Source organism: Parashewanella sp. 2304DJ23-3 (genome assembly GCF_056591695.1).
Window position 1 is genome coordinate 89,754 of sequence record NZ_JBWQOH010000005.1, and the last position, 13,748, is coordinate 103,501.

Annotated in this window: 13 protein-coding genes; 2 read left to right on the forward strand and 11 right to left on the reverse strand. The window is 41.6% G+C overall.

Features of this window, described 5'->3' with window-relative positions:
* Positions 1 to 81 precede the first annotated feature (81 nt).
* The 10 genes from AC1EU2_RS11740 to AC1EU2_RS11785 all read right to left on the reverse strand — a co-directional run bounded on the left by AC1EU2_RS11740 (position 82) and on the right by AC1EU2_RS11785 (position 9,538).
* Positions 82 to 1,779, reverse strand: a complete 1,698-nt coding sequence (locus tag AC1EU2_RS11740; RefSeq protein ID WP_480298465.1) for a GMC family oxidoreductase — start codon at positions 1,777 to 1,779, stop codon at positions 82 to 84.
* Between the two features lie 2 nt (positions 1,780 to 1,781).
* On the reverse strand, positions 1,782 to 2,426 hold the full coding sequence (locus tag AC1EU2_RS11745) for a gluconate 2-dehydrogenase subunit 3 family protein (protein WP_480298466.1): 645 nt from the start codon (positions 2,424 to 2,426) through the stop codon (positions 1,782 to 1,784).
* Complete coding sequence (locus AC1EU2_RS11750; RefSeq protein WP_480298467.1) at positions 2,426 to 2,929, reverse strand: TlpA family protein disulfide reductase; 504 nt, start codon at positions 2,927 to 2,929, stop codon at positions 2,426 to 2,428. Before AC1EU2_RS11750 ends, AC1EU2_RS11745 begins: the two co-directional genes overlap by 1 nt.
* A gap of 157 nt (positions 2,930 to 3,086) precedes the next feature.
* Positions 3,087 to 4,559, reverse strand: coding sequence for a lactonase family protein (locus AC1EU2_RS11755; protein WP_480298468.1), 1,473 nt, complete (start codon positions 4,557 to 4,559; stop codon positions 3,087 to 3,089).
* A 140-nt stretch (positions 4,560 to 4,699) separates the two neighbouring features.
* Positions 4,700 to 5,470: a metal ABC transporter permease gene (locus tag AC1EU2_RS11760; protein ID WP_480298469.1), complete on the reverse strand. Its 771-nt coding sequence runs from the start codon at positions 5,468 to 5,470 to the stop codon at positions 4,700 to 4,702.
* Positions 5,470 to 6,318, reverse strand: coding sequence for a metal ABC transporter solute-binding protein, Zn/Mn family (locus AC1EU2_RS11765; protein ID WP_480298572.1), 849 nt, complete (start codon positions 6,316 to 6,318; stop codon positions 5,470 to 5,472). The genes AC1EU2_RS11760 and AC1EU2_RS11765 overlap by 1 nt, the downstream gene beginning before the upstream one ends.
* 37 nt (positions 6,319 to 6,355) lie before the next feature.
* Entirely contained in the window at positions 6,356 to 7,573 is a 1,218-nt protein-coding gene (locus AC1EU2_RS11770) for a hypothetical protein (RefSeq protein ID WP_480298470.1), read from the reverse strand.
* Positions 7,574 to 7,815: 242 nt separating this feature from the next.
* Positions 7,816 to 8,139 carry an ABC-type zinc uptake system zinc chaperone gene (locus AC1EU2_RS11775; RefSeq protein ID WP_480298471.1) on the reverse strand — a complete coding sequence of 108 codons (324 nt, stop codon included), beginning with the start codon at positions 8,137 to 8,139 and terminating at the stop codon, positions 7,816 to 7,818.
* A 110-nt stretch (positions 8,140 to 8,249) separates the two neighbouring features.
* Positions 8,250 to 9,236 (reverse strand): Gfo/Idh/MocA family protein, encoded by a 987-nt coding sequence (locus tag AC1EU2_RS11780; RefSeq protein WP_480298472.1) that lies wholly within the window; start codon positions 9,234 to 9,236, stop codon positions 8,250 to 8,252.
* Positions 9,233 to 9,538: a putative quinol monooxygenase gene (locus AC1EU2_RS11785; protein ID WP_480298473.1), complete on the reverse strand. Its 306-nt coding sequence runs from the start codon at positions 9,536 to 9,538 to the stop codon at positions 9,233 to 9,235. The genes AC1EU2_RS11780 and AC1EU2_RS11785 overlap by 4 nt, the downstream gene beginning before the upstream one ends.
* A gap of 102 nt (positions 9,539 to 9,640) precedes the next feature.
* Here AC1EU2_RS11785 and AC1EU2_RS11790 point away from each other — a divergent pair, with 102 nt between their 5' ends.
* Positions 9,641 to 10,492, forward strand: a complete 852-nt coding sequence (locus AC1EU2_RS11790) for a LysR family transcriptional regulator (protein ID WP_480298474.1) — start codon at positions 9,641 to 9,643, stop codon at positions 10,490 to 10,492.
* On the opposite strand, the gene thpR is transcribed toward AC1EU2_RS11790, so the two are convergent.
* Complete coding sequence (thpR, locus tag AC1EU2_RS11795) at positions 10,473 to 11,006, reverse strand: RNA 2',3'-cyclic phosphodiesterase (protein WP_480298475.1); 534 nt, start codon at positions 11,004 to 11,006, stop codon at positions 10,473 to 10,475. The genes AC1EU2_RS11790 and thpR overlap by 20 nt on opposite strands.
* 158 nt (positions 11,007 to 11,164) lie before the next feature.
* On the opposite strand from thpR, the gene AC1EU2_RS11800 reads away from it, so the two are divergent.
* Entirely contained in the window at positions 11,165 to 13,690 is a 2,526-nt protein-coding gene (locus AC1EU2_RS11800; protein ID WP_480298476.1) for a hypothetical protein, read from the forward strand.
* Positions 13,691 to 13,748: the final 58 nt, after the last annotated feature.

The window sequence follows — 13,748 nt, forward strand, 5'->3', positions numbered from 1 at the left end:
AATAACTTAATACTTCATTTCCGAGGGAAAGCAGCTAGAACCCATTAATCCTCACTTAGTTCTAGCATTAACTGTGGCTTATTACAGGTGAGATATAATCTTTTCGGCTACTCTAAAAGCATTAGCATAAATGGTCATTGTGGGGGTGATACTGCCGCCATTTGGCATAAAGCTTCCGTCTGTGACATATACATTGTCACAATCATGCACTTGGCAATTGGCATTTAACACCGATGTTTTGGGATCATCACCAAATCGACAGCCCCCAGCCACGAGATTAGAGGTTGGTTGGGTAAATACATTGCCATAAGCTTCATCAGCACCCATCGCTTTCATCACTTCGACACCTTTATCTACGAGATACTGTGCGACTTTAATGTCATGTGGATGGAATCCGGCTCGAATTCTTGCCACTGGAACGCCCCACGCATCTTTTTCAGTATCATCTAAGCTCACAAAGCAATCGTCATGAGTCAACCAATCACAAAATACTTCAAATTTGAAATCTTTTGATTGCGTGAAATGTGCTTTGATTTTTTGTTTTAGTGGCGTCCCCCAAACTAGCTCACCGTTTGATTGCCATTTCAAATCACCTATCTCTGCAGTGGGTGACGGTGGATCAAACACAAAATCCAACGTCCCACCTTTTAAAGGTTTGTCACTCAGGGATTTATCTTCAATTTCATACCAGTCCTGTAAGAAACGATTGAAGAACGGCCCTCGAACCTTGAGTGCGTTAGCTTTATTGCTCGGTAACTTTGTTAAATCAAAAATACCGTGGCCAGTTCCACCAGCACAACAATGCAAATTCTTTCCAACTTGATTATGGCTGTTTCCTATGCCTCGAGGGTGTTTATTGCCAACACTGGTCAACAACAATCGAGCACTCTCAATTGAATAACAGGCAACAACAAATTTCTTTGCGGTTAATGATTGAGATTTTGTTTCTGAAACAAAGTAGTCGACTGTGGTTGCCTGACCATCGTCATCCGTCTGAATGCGATAGGCTTTAGCACCAGTAAGCATGGTAAAATTGGGTTTATGCTTTATTCTATCGATGAGTGAAGCTCTTGAGCTGGCTTTAGCGCCTGAGTGGCACCCATAGCTGCCACAATATCCAGAGTATTCACAGCTAAGTCGCTCTCCCTTAGGTTGCGATAAAATACCTCTGGCCATTGGCAGTGGTGTAAAACCAAGTTCTTTACATGCAGTGTCGAAGTACTTTGATACTGGGTGTTCAGCGGTGGGTGGCATCGGATAATTAGGTTGGCTTCTTGGCTCTAAAAACTTGTGCGGTTGCACCTTGCCTGAAACACCAATGACACGCTCGACTTTATCGTAATAAGGCTCTAGATCTTCATAGCTTATCGGCCAATCCGCAATATTGGCGCCTTTAATGGCACCGTAAGACGATAACAATTTAAAATCGTTTGGTTTTAAGCGATGAAAATACGCACTCATAAAATTACTGGCGCCACCGACAACATTCCCCCCCCAGAATTGACTGGTAGTATCTCGACTCCAACCGCCTTCACCATCCGGCTCCTCTAGAACGTGTCGTTCTTTATCGTGTTGAGACTTGAATATTCTGTGGCGACCTAATTGCTCATCTTTTTTGAAGTGTTGTTCGTCGTACCACTTGCCTTTTTCCAACATGCAAACCTTGAACCCAGCATTCACCAGTTCATAAGCAACTGGGCCTGCACCGGCACCACTACCAATGATACACACATCAAAATCAGGTTCCGCTCGCATTGCTTTTTTTATTGTCTCTCTCACGCTTACGCTTCCTCAAATACTCGATAGTGGGTTTGCGAATTAGGTCTAGGGAATCCAGCTTGATGCTCCAGCCACTTCCAACCTTCGCCCTCCGTATTGCCTCCATAGAGTGGATCTAACGTTACGGCCTCAAGGAGGTAATACAAAAGCAGTGATAACCAATTCTCGCCGGATTGACTGCCATTGACTCTGTGGAGTAACTTGGCTTGTTCAGCAAAACTCATTTCTAGAAATGGTTTACTAAAGTGTTTACTCGCAGACTCATCTAACCAAACTGTCCCTTTGATTAAAAACGCTCTGTCACCGTCAGCTTGGTTATCTGGGTCAGTGAGCGCCCATTGCAAATAGCCGAATGCATTCAGATCATCCGCAGATGGACCATCACCATCATCGGGGAATAAATGAAGTTGTACCTGCTTAATCAGTTTTGTTTGCAAAGGATTAAATTTAGCGGCTTGAGGTAAAAAAGCGGATGATAATGGCTCAGCCACATCGCCTTCAAACGATTGCACAGCGCTCAATGCGGGTCTAGCTAAACCAGCCCCTGCGAGGACGGCTAACGCTGTAGTCCCTTTTAAAAATGCTCGTCGAGAAAGCCCTTTTACGAATCTAGGAGCACTTTGTGATTGATACATAGATTTTGTCATCAGCATACTTCCTGTACGCATGACTTTGTCCAAGCATTTAATGTCTTAGCAGATATCGGCGGTATTTTGTCTCTGTGCTGAACCCTGCCATTGATGTCGATGATGAACTCTGTCGGCGAACCCCAGACATCAAATAAGTCGGTAACCGTTGCATTATTGTCAAAAGCCATAGGGTAATCTGTCTGATGCTGCTGCTGGAAGGCACTTATTAGCTCTTTGTCGTCACTCCAAGAGGTATTGATGGCTAATATTTCTAGCTCTTGTCCGTACTTTTTTGCAAGCTCATTTATCGTTGGAACTTTCTTAATACAGTAACCGCACCAGGTATTCCAAAAAATCAAATACACTGGTTTTATACCTTGATACTCTGCAAGATGAAACTGAGTGCCATTAAGCCGAGTAATAGTGAAGTTTGGAGCTTTGTCTCCAACACTTAAATTCTGTTCAGCCGTTGCTAACATGGGCGTTAACATTAAACACAGAGATAGGATAACTTTTAGCATACCTTTGCCTTATCTTTGATGACTACTTAAGCTTAGTGAGTTAGAAAGGGAGTCTCCATAAATATATTCAAAGATTTTTTTCCGATTAACGGAAACATGATCTAAAACAAAAAAGCCAATGCGTATGGCATTGGCTTGACATGAGCTTAAACGGAAGTTATCCCACGCTGAAACCAGCTAACCCCAAGAAATTATGAGCGCCAGCTTTGCCAACATCACTCTTAGTTTCTTTGTAAACATGTTGATCGATATACGACAGTGTTCCATCATCTTTGATGTTAAATCGATTTAACGTAAAGGTTTGGAAGGCGCCTAATACATACAGATATTTATTATCTGGCGTAATATACATATCTTTAGTATCCCCAGCTGGTGTGCCCTCACTTCGTGAAGCATAGCTCAAGGTCTTAGCAACGGTTCCATTATCATTTAACGTAAATGGTGTAATCACGTTAGTACCAAAACTCGATACATAAAGTCGTTTTCCATCAGGGCTGAGCACGGTCCAGCATGCTTCATCTCTACTGCTTTCTGCACCAGTATTATAATGTGCAGTCAAAGATACGCCAGTATTCCCCTCGCTAATATTTCCATCGTCATTTAACACCGTCAATCCATGACCGATTAACTCATTGGTCAAATTGAAGTTACTGGCATGCAGGGTAGTATTACTGTTTAGTGCCCAATTGATTCCAATTGTGCCTGCGATGCCTGATTTTTCAAAATAATCTGGAAGCTGAGAATTAATATTTCCGTTAGACAGATCAAAGTCATAGACATAAACACGACTAGGATGTTGCTCATCAGTACTAGGAGTATCCGTATTGAAATGTGCAATACCCCATGTTGAAACGGCTAACTTAGTACCGTCAGCACTGAATGTTACCGTTGTTGGGCCACCGTTTGCTCTGTCATAAGTAGCTAAAGGCGTGGCTCCGGCAGAGACTAAACTGCCATTGGAGCTATCGAAGTTAAACAAACTGATATTACGATGTGCATCCGATGGATCTGAAGCCGTTAAGTCAACTTTGTCTCCATTCGAATCAATAAAGAAGTCATTACTTGGATAGCGCTCTATATTAGCACCATCTTTTTGTACATTCGGATTGTTCCACTGGTTACCGACCACAACCCAATATTGGTCATCCGTGTTCGGTTTCTTAGTATATGTAATACTGACAGGACGTTCACCACCTGAATCAATGTTTTCCATCCAGGTTAAATCACCATTAGCTTTATCGATTTTGAATACCGAAATATAATGATCGCTCCCTGCATCTACGTTTAGTAAATAATCCCCAATAATTTGAATGGCACCCTGACTATCAAAGTCACCATGAGCATCACCACCTGTAGATACATCAGCAGCACCCTTTGCCTTAGTATCATAGACAACTTCATTGCCTACCGTACCATCAGCATAACGAGTTAGCCGCATCACTTTATTCATGCCGTTGCCATTTTCATCACCGTTACCATTAGTTGTGGTGTAGAGGTAACCAGAAATAAGTGGCATCGGTTGATTTGACTTGTGTTTATGGCTTGAGCCGCATGCAGTTAACGCCGAAGCAACGGCAACTGCACATATTAGCTGGCTGAATGTAATCAGTTTTCTTTTATGTTGATTCATAATTCTCTCGCATAACAAGTTATGGATGAATCACAAATGTCCCTATCGAAGTGACCCTTTGATTTACAAGCTTTACTTGTAAGAATTGTAGATGTAACGAGAGACAATGTACGCCCATGATGGGCGTACATCAATGACAGTTAGTAATTAATAATACCTTTTGTTTTAAAGGCATATCCGACCCGAGCAATTAAAGAAAATCCAGCTAAACACATTACGATAGAGGCACCGCTAGGGTAATCCATAGTCACGGAAACCATTAACCCAGCCACATAGCCCAAAAGACCAATGCTCAGCGCAATGACGACGCCTTTTTTTCCTTTAAAAGGTTGCGATGCTAAAGCCGGCATAATCAGCGTACTAAACACTAAGTACACGCCAACGAGTTCTACCGAAAAAGTAATGACAATCGCAAAAACAAAATAAAATGCTCGCCCACTGAGTAAACTTGGCGTGAACACCAATAGCATGAGCAGCATGATATAGATGATTGCGGGCCCAATAAGTTGAGACCAATCAACCCATAAGATTTGACCTGACATAATCTGTTTTAAAAGCTCAGCGCCATGCGGATCATTGGCCAGCAGCAATAATGCCGCCACCGCAGATACTACATATAGACAACCAATTAATGCTTCTAACTCTTTAGGTGCCTTTTTAGAGAGCCATGCAATTAATGCCGCACCCAAAAGTGCAAACACGGCAGGCATGATAAATTGCATGAGCGGCAATGCGTCAAAATCATGGTGTGTTTTTGCCACAATCGCACCCAGCGCCGCAATTTGCGCAATCGCTAAATCAATAAAAATGATCCCACGTTTCAGCACTTGGCGGCCAAGCACTACATGCGTAGATAGCACCAATAACCCTGCCACGAAGGCAGGTAGAATAATGTCGAGAAGGTCAAACATTAATGCATCACCTTTAACAACTTAGTGATAACCGAGTCATAGAGTGAGAACAAGTCCTTACTGTGTTTATCACCGCCAATGGACATAGGCAAAATAGCAACAGGAATGCCTGCCTTGTTGCCTAGCCATTCACCGCCTCTTGGATCTTGGTATGAAGATACGATAATGGCAGCAACATGCTCTTGTTTTGTCACCTTAAGTAAATGAGCTAAATGACTCGTGGTTGGTGGTAAACCCGGCTTAGGCTCTAAATCCCCCACCTGCTTAATACCTAACCAATCAAATAGATAACTAAAGCTACTGTGATAGGCGATCACGCTTTTACCATTTAACGGTAGCGCCCGTTTTTTCCACTTAATTTCGGCTTGCTGCCATTTGATTTTAAATGCATCAAAATTCGCTTGGTACTGAGCGGCATGATCAGCATCTAACTTAATTAAACGCGCTGTTAAGCCATCAGCAATCTCTAACATACGCTGAGGAGAAAAATGTAAATGTGGATTACCTAAAGCATGAACATCACCCATGCTGCGATCTACTTTATCTAATTTTCCCAACGTATTGGTATGCTCAGCCGCAAAAAACAACCCTGTTTGATGATCGCGAACTTTTGGATTGGCCGCTTTCAATTGCAACATTGGCAACCAACCGATCTCCAAGTCAGCCCCAGCACAAACCACAAGGTCTGTGCGGCGCATTTTGGCGATCAGGCTTGGTCTAGCCTGAACCATATGTGGATCTTGCATTGCCGTCGTTGCTTGATACACATTTGCCTCTGGTGCAATCTCTTTAACCAAAGCAGCGTATTCTGGCTCACATGCAAACACGTTCAGTGCTGCATGAGCCATTTGACTCAGCCCAAATAGGGCTGTAGCCAAGAGTATTTTAGAACTGGTGCGCACTGTGAGCTCCTAGTGTCATGATGAATTGCAAGGTAATGCTATTTTCATCCGTAGGTAAGAACATTTCAGTGCCATCTTGATGCGTGTATTGCAGACGAATCACAGAGAAATGACTGTGGTGATATGAAAGTTGCAATTCAGTTTCTTTCAAGCTTGCACTTTCTAACTCTTCTTCATGAAGGTTATAAGTATCAAGACGGCCATAGCGCATACCTGTCGACCATTTAGGTGAGAACTGGTAAACACCACTGACATACCAACCTTGATGGTCTTTATTAAACTCAGGTTGATGTTCTATTTCATCCGCTAAGAAGGTGTCTGTTAAACGGAAATATTCACCACTCAATGTTAGGTGTTGGTATTTGTAATTACCTTGTGGTGCCCATTTATACACAAAATCTGCACCAAATAAATTTTTACCTGTAAACGATGCGCCATGATTATGCCCGCCATCGCCATGACCATGTTCGTCATGCACATCTGCATGCCCATCATCGTGCTCATGCTCATCATGGTCGCCTTCATCTTCATGATGATGCTCAGCAACAAAAGTTTGGCCGTTTTCATTGCGTAAATAGCTTAAACCAAGCTGCCAAGAACTACTTTCACCAATATCACCACCAAATTTTGAATAAAGCGTGTAAGCACCAACGGATTTTGCATCGCTATTCAACTCTTCGGCTTGTAACTTTTGCCCTTTAAATGCTTCAACGCCCATCGCCCAATAAATGTCTGTTGGTGCAACATAATCAAGACGAATACCATCATCGAAATAGTGACTACCTAAGAACGCACGGTAAACTGCAGGACGATCAACAAATGCGTCAGTATGCAGATGTTGATTATTCAGGTAACCGATATCAGACATAAAGCGACCGGCTCTTACAGAGAGACCATACGGAAGAGAAAGCGTTTGTAGAAATGCTTCTTCAAGCTCGTAATTCGTTTCACCATCTGCCGATTCAATCACACTGGTGAGCTTGCCATAAAATGCATCATCAATCGCACCACTGAACGCCAATTCCGTTTCCCCCAAACCAAAGCCTTTGGCTTTTTCTGAAAGAGCCTTATCTGCACTCTGATAGTAACCATTCAAAACTGCACTGACATTTAAATTTGACGTATCTTGAGCTTGAGCGTGTCCAGTCAGTGAAGCAATAACCATAGCAAGTGTTGTAGGAACCAATTTTTTCATTTTCATTCTCCAAAGTCTCGACGGCGCTATCCTCAGGGAAGGCGTTGCCATCGAGTAATTTTTATTTTTAGCTTTTTGGAGATATCAGATGTTCACGGACTCAGCTTTCTCTGTTTGCGCACATAAGAAAGGGAAGCCAAACTTTACATGATTAATCATTTAACCACGTAAAATCAAAACAATCACATCAATACACGAGCGCCGTAAACATAAACGGACTCTGATATCTCAACGTTAATAAATGATGATTAGGACAATGAAAACTGAGGAGGAGCACGGCTACGATAAAATGCCGTAAAGGGGGCTTCACAAACTGCGATAACAAATTCACTGATAATGACACTTTGAATTTGAATCGGCAGTTTCGGGGTTGAATTAGCAAGACCACTAGCAAATTGATGCTGGTGAAACGCGAGTGTACAGTGCTCAGTTAATCCATGATTAATATGTTCAACACTATGAGCTGATGCAGCAACAGACAATAGTAAAACTAAGGCACTGAGCCCCATAGCTAACCATTTCTGTAATTGATTGAGTTGCACTCGTTTCAACTGCTGCATCATTTTTATCATTTATTACCCAGAACGATGTCCAACGGATAATAAAAGTACTCGCTCTTTGACTTTAACAAGCCGAGTTTAACTTAATGGTTTCGGTTAATTCAATGACAATTTTGTAACTTTCAATGTGTCAGCGCCTGCTCGTGCCACGTTACCAACCAATTCATAATCTTTATTGAGTCAACGAGTGTTGCTTGAGGATGAGCTAATGAAGGCTGATTTTGTTCAACAGCGTCAATTACTTGCTTAACCTGGTGATAGAATGCATCGCCCTTAGCTTCCACATTCACGACCGTTTCCAGTCCTTCATACTCTGCATAATGAAAAGAATTTTGCTCTTGCGGTAACCAAGGATTACTGTCGAACGTTAAATAGCCTTTCTCACCGAGTATTTGTAAACTTGACTTCATACCGTAATCTTCAGCGCAATGGAGCTGAACTTGAATCGAATCATCAAAATTCAGGCTTGCTGATGTTTCACAAATATTTCCATCTGTGCCTTTCCGGCCTACAGCTTTAAGTTCGTAATCACTTGCCGAATGAGGCGTTGCAGCCTCAATGCAACGATAAGCGATCGAAGCAGGGTAACACCCAAGGTTGTAGATGGCGCCTCCACCCTGTGGATTAACAAACTCGCTAATTGCGGCGCAATAGCTCGCATTAACTTGCTTAATGTTTCCAATCACGCCTTGTTTGAGCAATTCAAGTAGCTTCTTGATCACTGGGTGATGCAAATACATCAAGCCTTCTGCAAAAAATACTGGATTCTGAGCCAGTGCTTTTTCAACTACTTTGGTTTGTTCAAGAGTCACCGTCAATGATTTTTCACATAAAATGGCTTTACCGGCCTTGGCTGCCTTTTCCACATAGATATGATGAAGGTGGTTTGGTAATGCTATGTACACGATGTCGACATCTGGGTCATTGATTAACGCATCGAAGTCGGTGTATGACTTTTCGATTTGGTGCTGCTGTGCAAAAGCCATTAAGCGCGCTTCGTTTCGCCCAGCGGCGGCGATGATTTTGCTACGCCCCTCTTTAGCAACAGCTGTCGCCATTTCGCTGGAAATAAAACTTGTTCCTAAAAAACCCCAACTCAATGATTTCATACTGCACCTCCTACTAAATGACTTTGGTAACCTTTAATAAAGGACGTTTGCTTACTTTTAATAAAGGCTTGAGTGTGCGGCATATTGAAATGTGCTTCAATCGCATCCTCGTCCTGATAGATTTCCCATAATATGACCTGTCTTGGATTCTCTGAATTTTGGCTTGCTTGCGCAAATAGGCACCCATCTTCGGACTCCATTTGTTGACAAAAACGTTGGATCGTATTGAGAACAGATTGAATATCCTGATCGGCATTAATCTCGATGACGGCAGTGACTCGAACACCTTGTTGAGGCAGCATGTAATGAACCTTGCTTCGCAAAACCTCAGTCTATTACTAACAAAACCGTCGATAAACAAGTTATGATTATCTACTTTATTAACCCACAGTTTATAATTACTGATGGATAAGCTAAAAAGCCTACAAATCTTCATCGATATCGTTGAGCAAAACAGTATCACTCATGCTGCACAGAGCAATCAAATCAGCGCTACGATGGCTGGTAAGCACTTAAAAGCATTAGAAGCCGAGTTAAAGCAAACGTTACTCACCAGAACAACTCGCAAGCTGTCTTTGACTGAGGCAGGCAAGCTTTACTATCAGAGCGCAAAGCACATTCAACAAACCTTGTTGAATACCGAAAACCAACTGCAGCAGATGCAACATAACCCGAGCGGAAATATTAAACTGAATGCACCCGTGACCTTCAGTGAGATTGTATTAGCGCCATTGATCCCACAATTTCTAGAGCGTTACCCAGACATTAATATCGAACTCATGTGTGAAAACCGGATTACCGATCCGATGCAAGACAGCTCAGATTTTCTGATCAGAATCGGTGAACTTGAAGATTCAAGCCTCTATGCGCAAAAACTTGGTGAATACCAAATGGTTTTTGCGGCATCGCCAAGTTATATCAATCGGCATGATGTCCCAATATCGATTAATGATCTTAATCTTCATCAATGCTTAGGCTTCATTCCAAACCGCACGGGAATTCAGCAAATGACGACAAACTCAATGCCACTACAAACGAACTCAGGGCGAGTACTATTAAGTGCAGCGCTCGCAGGAAGTGGCATCATACTGCAGCCGAAAATATTAATCGAAAATGCGTTACTTGAAGGTGCGCTGATTCAGATCCTTAACGATGAACAACCCAAGGCTAAACCCATTCATATCATCTACAAAAACAAGCCACTATCACTGAAATGCAAAGCGTTTATTAAATTCCTTAAAGCGAATTATAAATAGCCGTACATTGATATTTAGGGCCTTGATTGGTTAAACAAGAATGATACAACCCAAACTCAGTGACTTGTGTTTGTGCTTGCAATGAACGAAGTTGTTGATGAACCTCTGCTAATTCCGATTCTGTGAAAGTGACATTTCTCGTTAAGCTAATATGAGGTACAAAAGTCTGTTGGTCATTAAATTCTGTTACTTGCTTTATGCATAAGGTGACCTGTTGCCTTAACGCCATAAGTAAACTCGAACGGTTCACACCCGCCCACAAAATCGGCTTTCTTTGTACACAAAAATGACCACTTGCAGCAATGCATAACGTAAACATTGGAAATTTAATTCGTTGCAGTAATCCATCTAAATGTTCGATTTGGCTCTGGTTTAAATTGCCAATAAAAGCCAATGTAATGTGCGGCTGGTTCAACACGTTATCGATGCCTATTTTATACAAGCAGGATTTCCATGGAACCATTATTTCTTCTGGAATAGGTATACCAATAAATGTTCTCAAGCTTGAGGCCAATGTCTTACCTTATCGTCTGTGATTTATACATTGAAAGTCTAACATTAATTCTAAAGTGTAAAATTTGCACAATCATAAGACCCTTTCTACGCTTAATCAGCGAGTTTACTTAATCAGTAATACGTTTGTACGTTTTATAAGTCAGAAGGAGCGACTTAATGAAAGTTCAACACTTCCTGTTAACAGGCATAGCTGTTGCCGTTTTATCCGCATGTGGAAGCGATAACAACAGCAAAACTGTTCCAGCTGAAAAGATCGAACCAGCCAAAACCATTACCAAAGCCGCAAATATCATTGATCCAATGCATCGTAAAGGCGCTATGTGTTATGTGGATGCTAATGATAACTATAAAGCAGATCCGAGTGAGCAAATTGTTTCCGTTGATGAAGCAACGGGTAACTGTTCTATGCAAGTGCCAGAAGCTGTTTCTAGCAAACCTGTAAGAGCAAGCGTTCTTACGCCTGCTGGCAGAGTTATTCCACTATCATCAATTGATCAAGATACAGATGTCATTCGATTTTCTGGTGTTACAACAATGGTTGATCACAAGATGTGGATGAACTATAAAGGCGAATTATCAGAGGCCGAATTTGCAGTAGCAAAGCCAAAAGTTATTGCCGCTGCAAGAGAAACGTTAAACCTCCCAGAGAACGTTGATGTCGACCTTCCTTTTGCAGAGATCATGGCATCTCCTGAAGAACCAGCCGAAAGCAAAGCGATAGCAAAGAAAGTGAAACTTGCTAGCCAATCTATATTGACTTTGGCTGGAAAAATTATTGATTCTGTTCCTGAATCAGATTTAGACGATTTAGAATATGTTGTTCAAGGTGCACTTCATACAATCATGTCTGAAAAAGGCATTGTCTTAATGGAAGACATGAAAGCCCTATATGCTCCATATGCTGACACTATGAACATGAAGCCTAGTGCTGTTCTAGATATGATGCACGGCCGTATGGCATTGAAGCCTGAAGAGAAGATTGATCTTATACCACTTACTAAAGCGATGGATGCAGCAGTAAAAAGTAATACTGCTGAATATTTCGCGAGCAGTGGCTTAACTACTCTAGGTGTAGGTAATCCAGAAGGTGAAGATCATGCGCCATCTTATGGCGTGACCCATTATGACTCAGAAGATGAAGATACTCACGGAGCTAACTACTACTTAGAGTTTGATCATGATGATTACTCAGGTTATTTGCGTAGTACAGATGAGGCAGAGCTTGAAAATCATTTTGTTTTTGACACAACAGAGCGTGAATTTAAGAAGTCTTATCACGCATGGGAAGTCACTGAAGCAAACTTTGAAACTGGGGCTATAACGTTAGTTAATCCTTGGAACCGTTTTGTAAGCCGTTCACCAACATCAAAAGCTTATGATGTTTCAGGTGTTTCTATCGATGCATTTTTAAGCCAGAATCCGGATTTGAAGAAATCGTGGGGCTACCTTGTCGCTAAGGATGCTAAATTTATCGAAGGCTCTAAAGTTCACAAGTTAACTGTCGTTAACGATAAACAAGTTTTCCTTTTACCTGAAGCGAATGAGTGTAAGGCAGCCGATGGTGACATAAAACGTGCCATTGTTAGTGATGAAAACGGTGACACAAAACTGTGTAACTTCTTGAGAAAAAGCACCGATGGTGTGGTATCACAAGCGTTAAACTTTGACGAAATTTTTGTCGAAGAGTTTGTTTCTGAAGATAGTCCTCGAAATGAAGATGTAACAAGTGTCATCGTTGCTGTAGATGGCAATAGTTGTATCAGAGCACAACTGAAAGATGCTACTGGTGACAGTGAACGCGGTAATGTGAAATACTTCGAAGGTGACTGTGATGCTGCACCTGAAGATCGATTGAGCTTATTCCGAACTGAAGTGCCAAGTACATGGGAATCTCAATCTTTCGGTACTGGCAATGGCGCTGTAGATATTTGCCGTATTACGTTACCAAAAGAAGTTGCAAGTTATGGCCGCGAACACAAAATGCATAAACATGCATTTATCGTTGAGCTAGGTGAAGGTGAAAATCGTGCACTGCGTCATGGTAAAGTACTTGCTGCTGGTATGACATTGCCTAAAATGCCAAAAGGTCTAAACAAGATTGCTATTGATAGTATTGTTGATCAAATAGATCTACAGAGATACAAGCACCATGAACATAAAGAGTTCCATCTTGATCACGTTTGTCATAAAGGAAATTCTTTAATGAAAGATGCGGCTAATAAAGTAGCCTACTCTGAAACACTCAAAACTCGTGACCAATACCACGAAGTTGCGAAAAAGTGTAAAACACACGGTGAAACGGTTTCAACAATTGCTGATTTCTCTGGTAAAGAGTTTACTTTAAGTAAGTACGACAGTGATCCATATCGCAAAATTAAGTTTGATACTGCTGATGGAAACTCAGGAACTGCAATGGTATTTAAGTATACTAACTCAGAAGTTCCTTATGAGTACCCAGCAACTTACACTTTCCATCCTGATAATTCGTCGGTAAAAATTACTTTTACCAACCCTGAGACAGGAAAAATACATCACATTTACTATACGTTGCTTAAGCGTATTGAAAATGAAAATGGTGAAGTACATAAGTGTCACTTCAAGGTGCTTCACGTTCTTGACCTTGAAACAAAAGGTGTCGTATCAAACCCTATCTTGTTTGTTAAAGACATCGTTGAAGATTAATAACTTCTCTTCTAACGCTAAGAGCTCGTGAATACGGGCTCTTTTTTTAGCTGTTTTA

Bases quoted from the DNA above. Each gene is read 5' to 3' on its own strand.
- AC1EU2_RS11745 (WP_480298466.1), bottom strand. From the start codon at position 2,426: ATGACAAAATCTATGTATCAATCACAAAGTGCTCCTAGATTCGTAAAA.
- AC1EU2_RS11750 (WP_480298467.1), bottom strand. From the start codon at position 2,929: ATGCTAAAAGTTATCCTATCTCTGTGTTTAATGTTAACGCCCATGTTA.
- AC1EU2_RS11755 (WP_480298468.1), bottom strand. From the start codon at position 4,559: ATGAATCAACATAAAAGAAAACTGATTACATTCAGCCAGCTAATATGT.
- AC1EU2_RS11760 (WP_480298469.1), bottom strand. From the start codon at position 5,470: ATGTTTGACCTTCTCGACATTATTCTACCTGCCTTCGTGGCAGGGTTA.
- AC1EU2_RS11765 (WP_480298572.1), bottom strand. From the start codon at position 6,318: ATGGCTCATGCAGCACTGAACGTGTTTGCATGTGAGCCAGAATACGCT.
- AC1EU2_RS11770 (WP_480298470.1), bottom strand. From the start codon at position 7,573: ATGAAAATGAAAAAATTGGTTCCTACAACACTTGCTATGGTTATTGCT.
- AC1EU2_RS11775 (WP_480298471.1), bottom strand. From the start codon at position 8,139: ATGATAAAAATGATGCAGCAGTTGAAACGAGTGCAACTCAATCAATTA.
- AC1EU2_RS11780 (WP_480298472.1), bottom strand. From the start codon at position 9,236: ATGAAATCATTGAGTTGGGGTTTTTTAGGAACAAGTTTTATTTCCAGC.
- AC1EU2_RS11785 (WP_480298473.1), bottom strand. From the start codon at position 9,538: ATGCTGCCTCAACAAGGTGTTCGAGTCACTGCCGTCATCGAGATTAAT.
- AC1EU2_RS11790 (WP_480298474.1), top strand. From the start codon at position 9,641: ATGGATAAGCTAAAAAGCCTACAAATCTTCATCGATATCGTTGAGCAA.
- AC1EU2_RS11800 (WP_480298476.1), top strand. From the start codon at position 11,165: ATGAAAGTTCAACACTTCCTGTTAACAGGCATAGCTGTTGCCGTTTTA.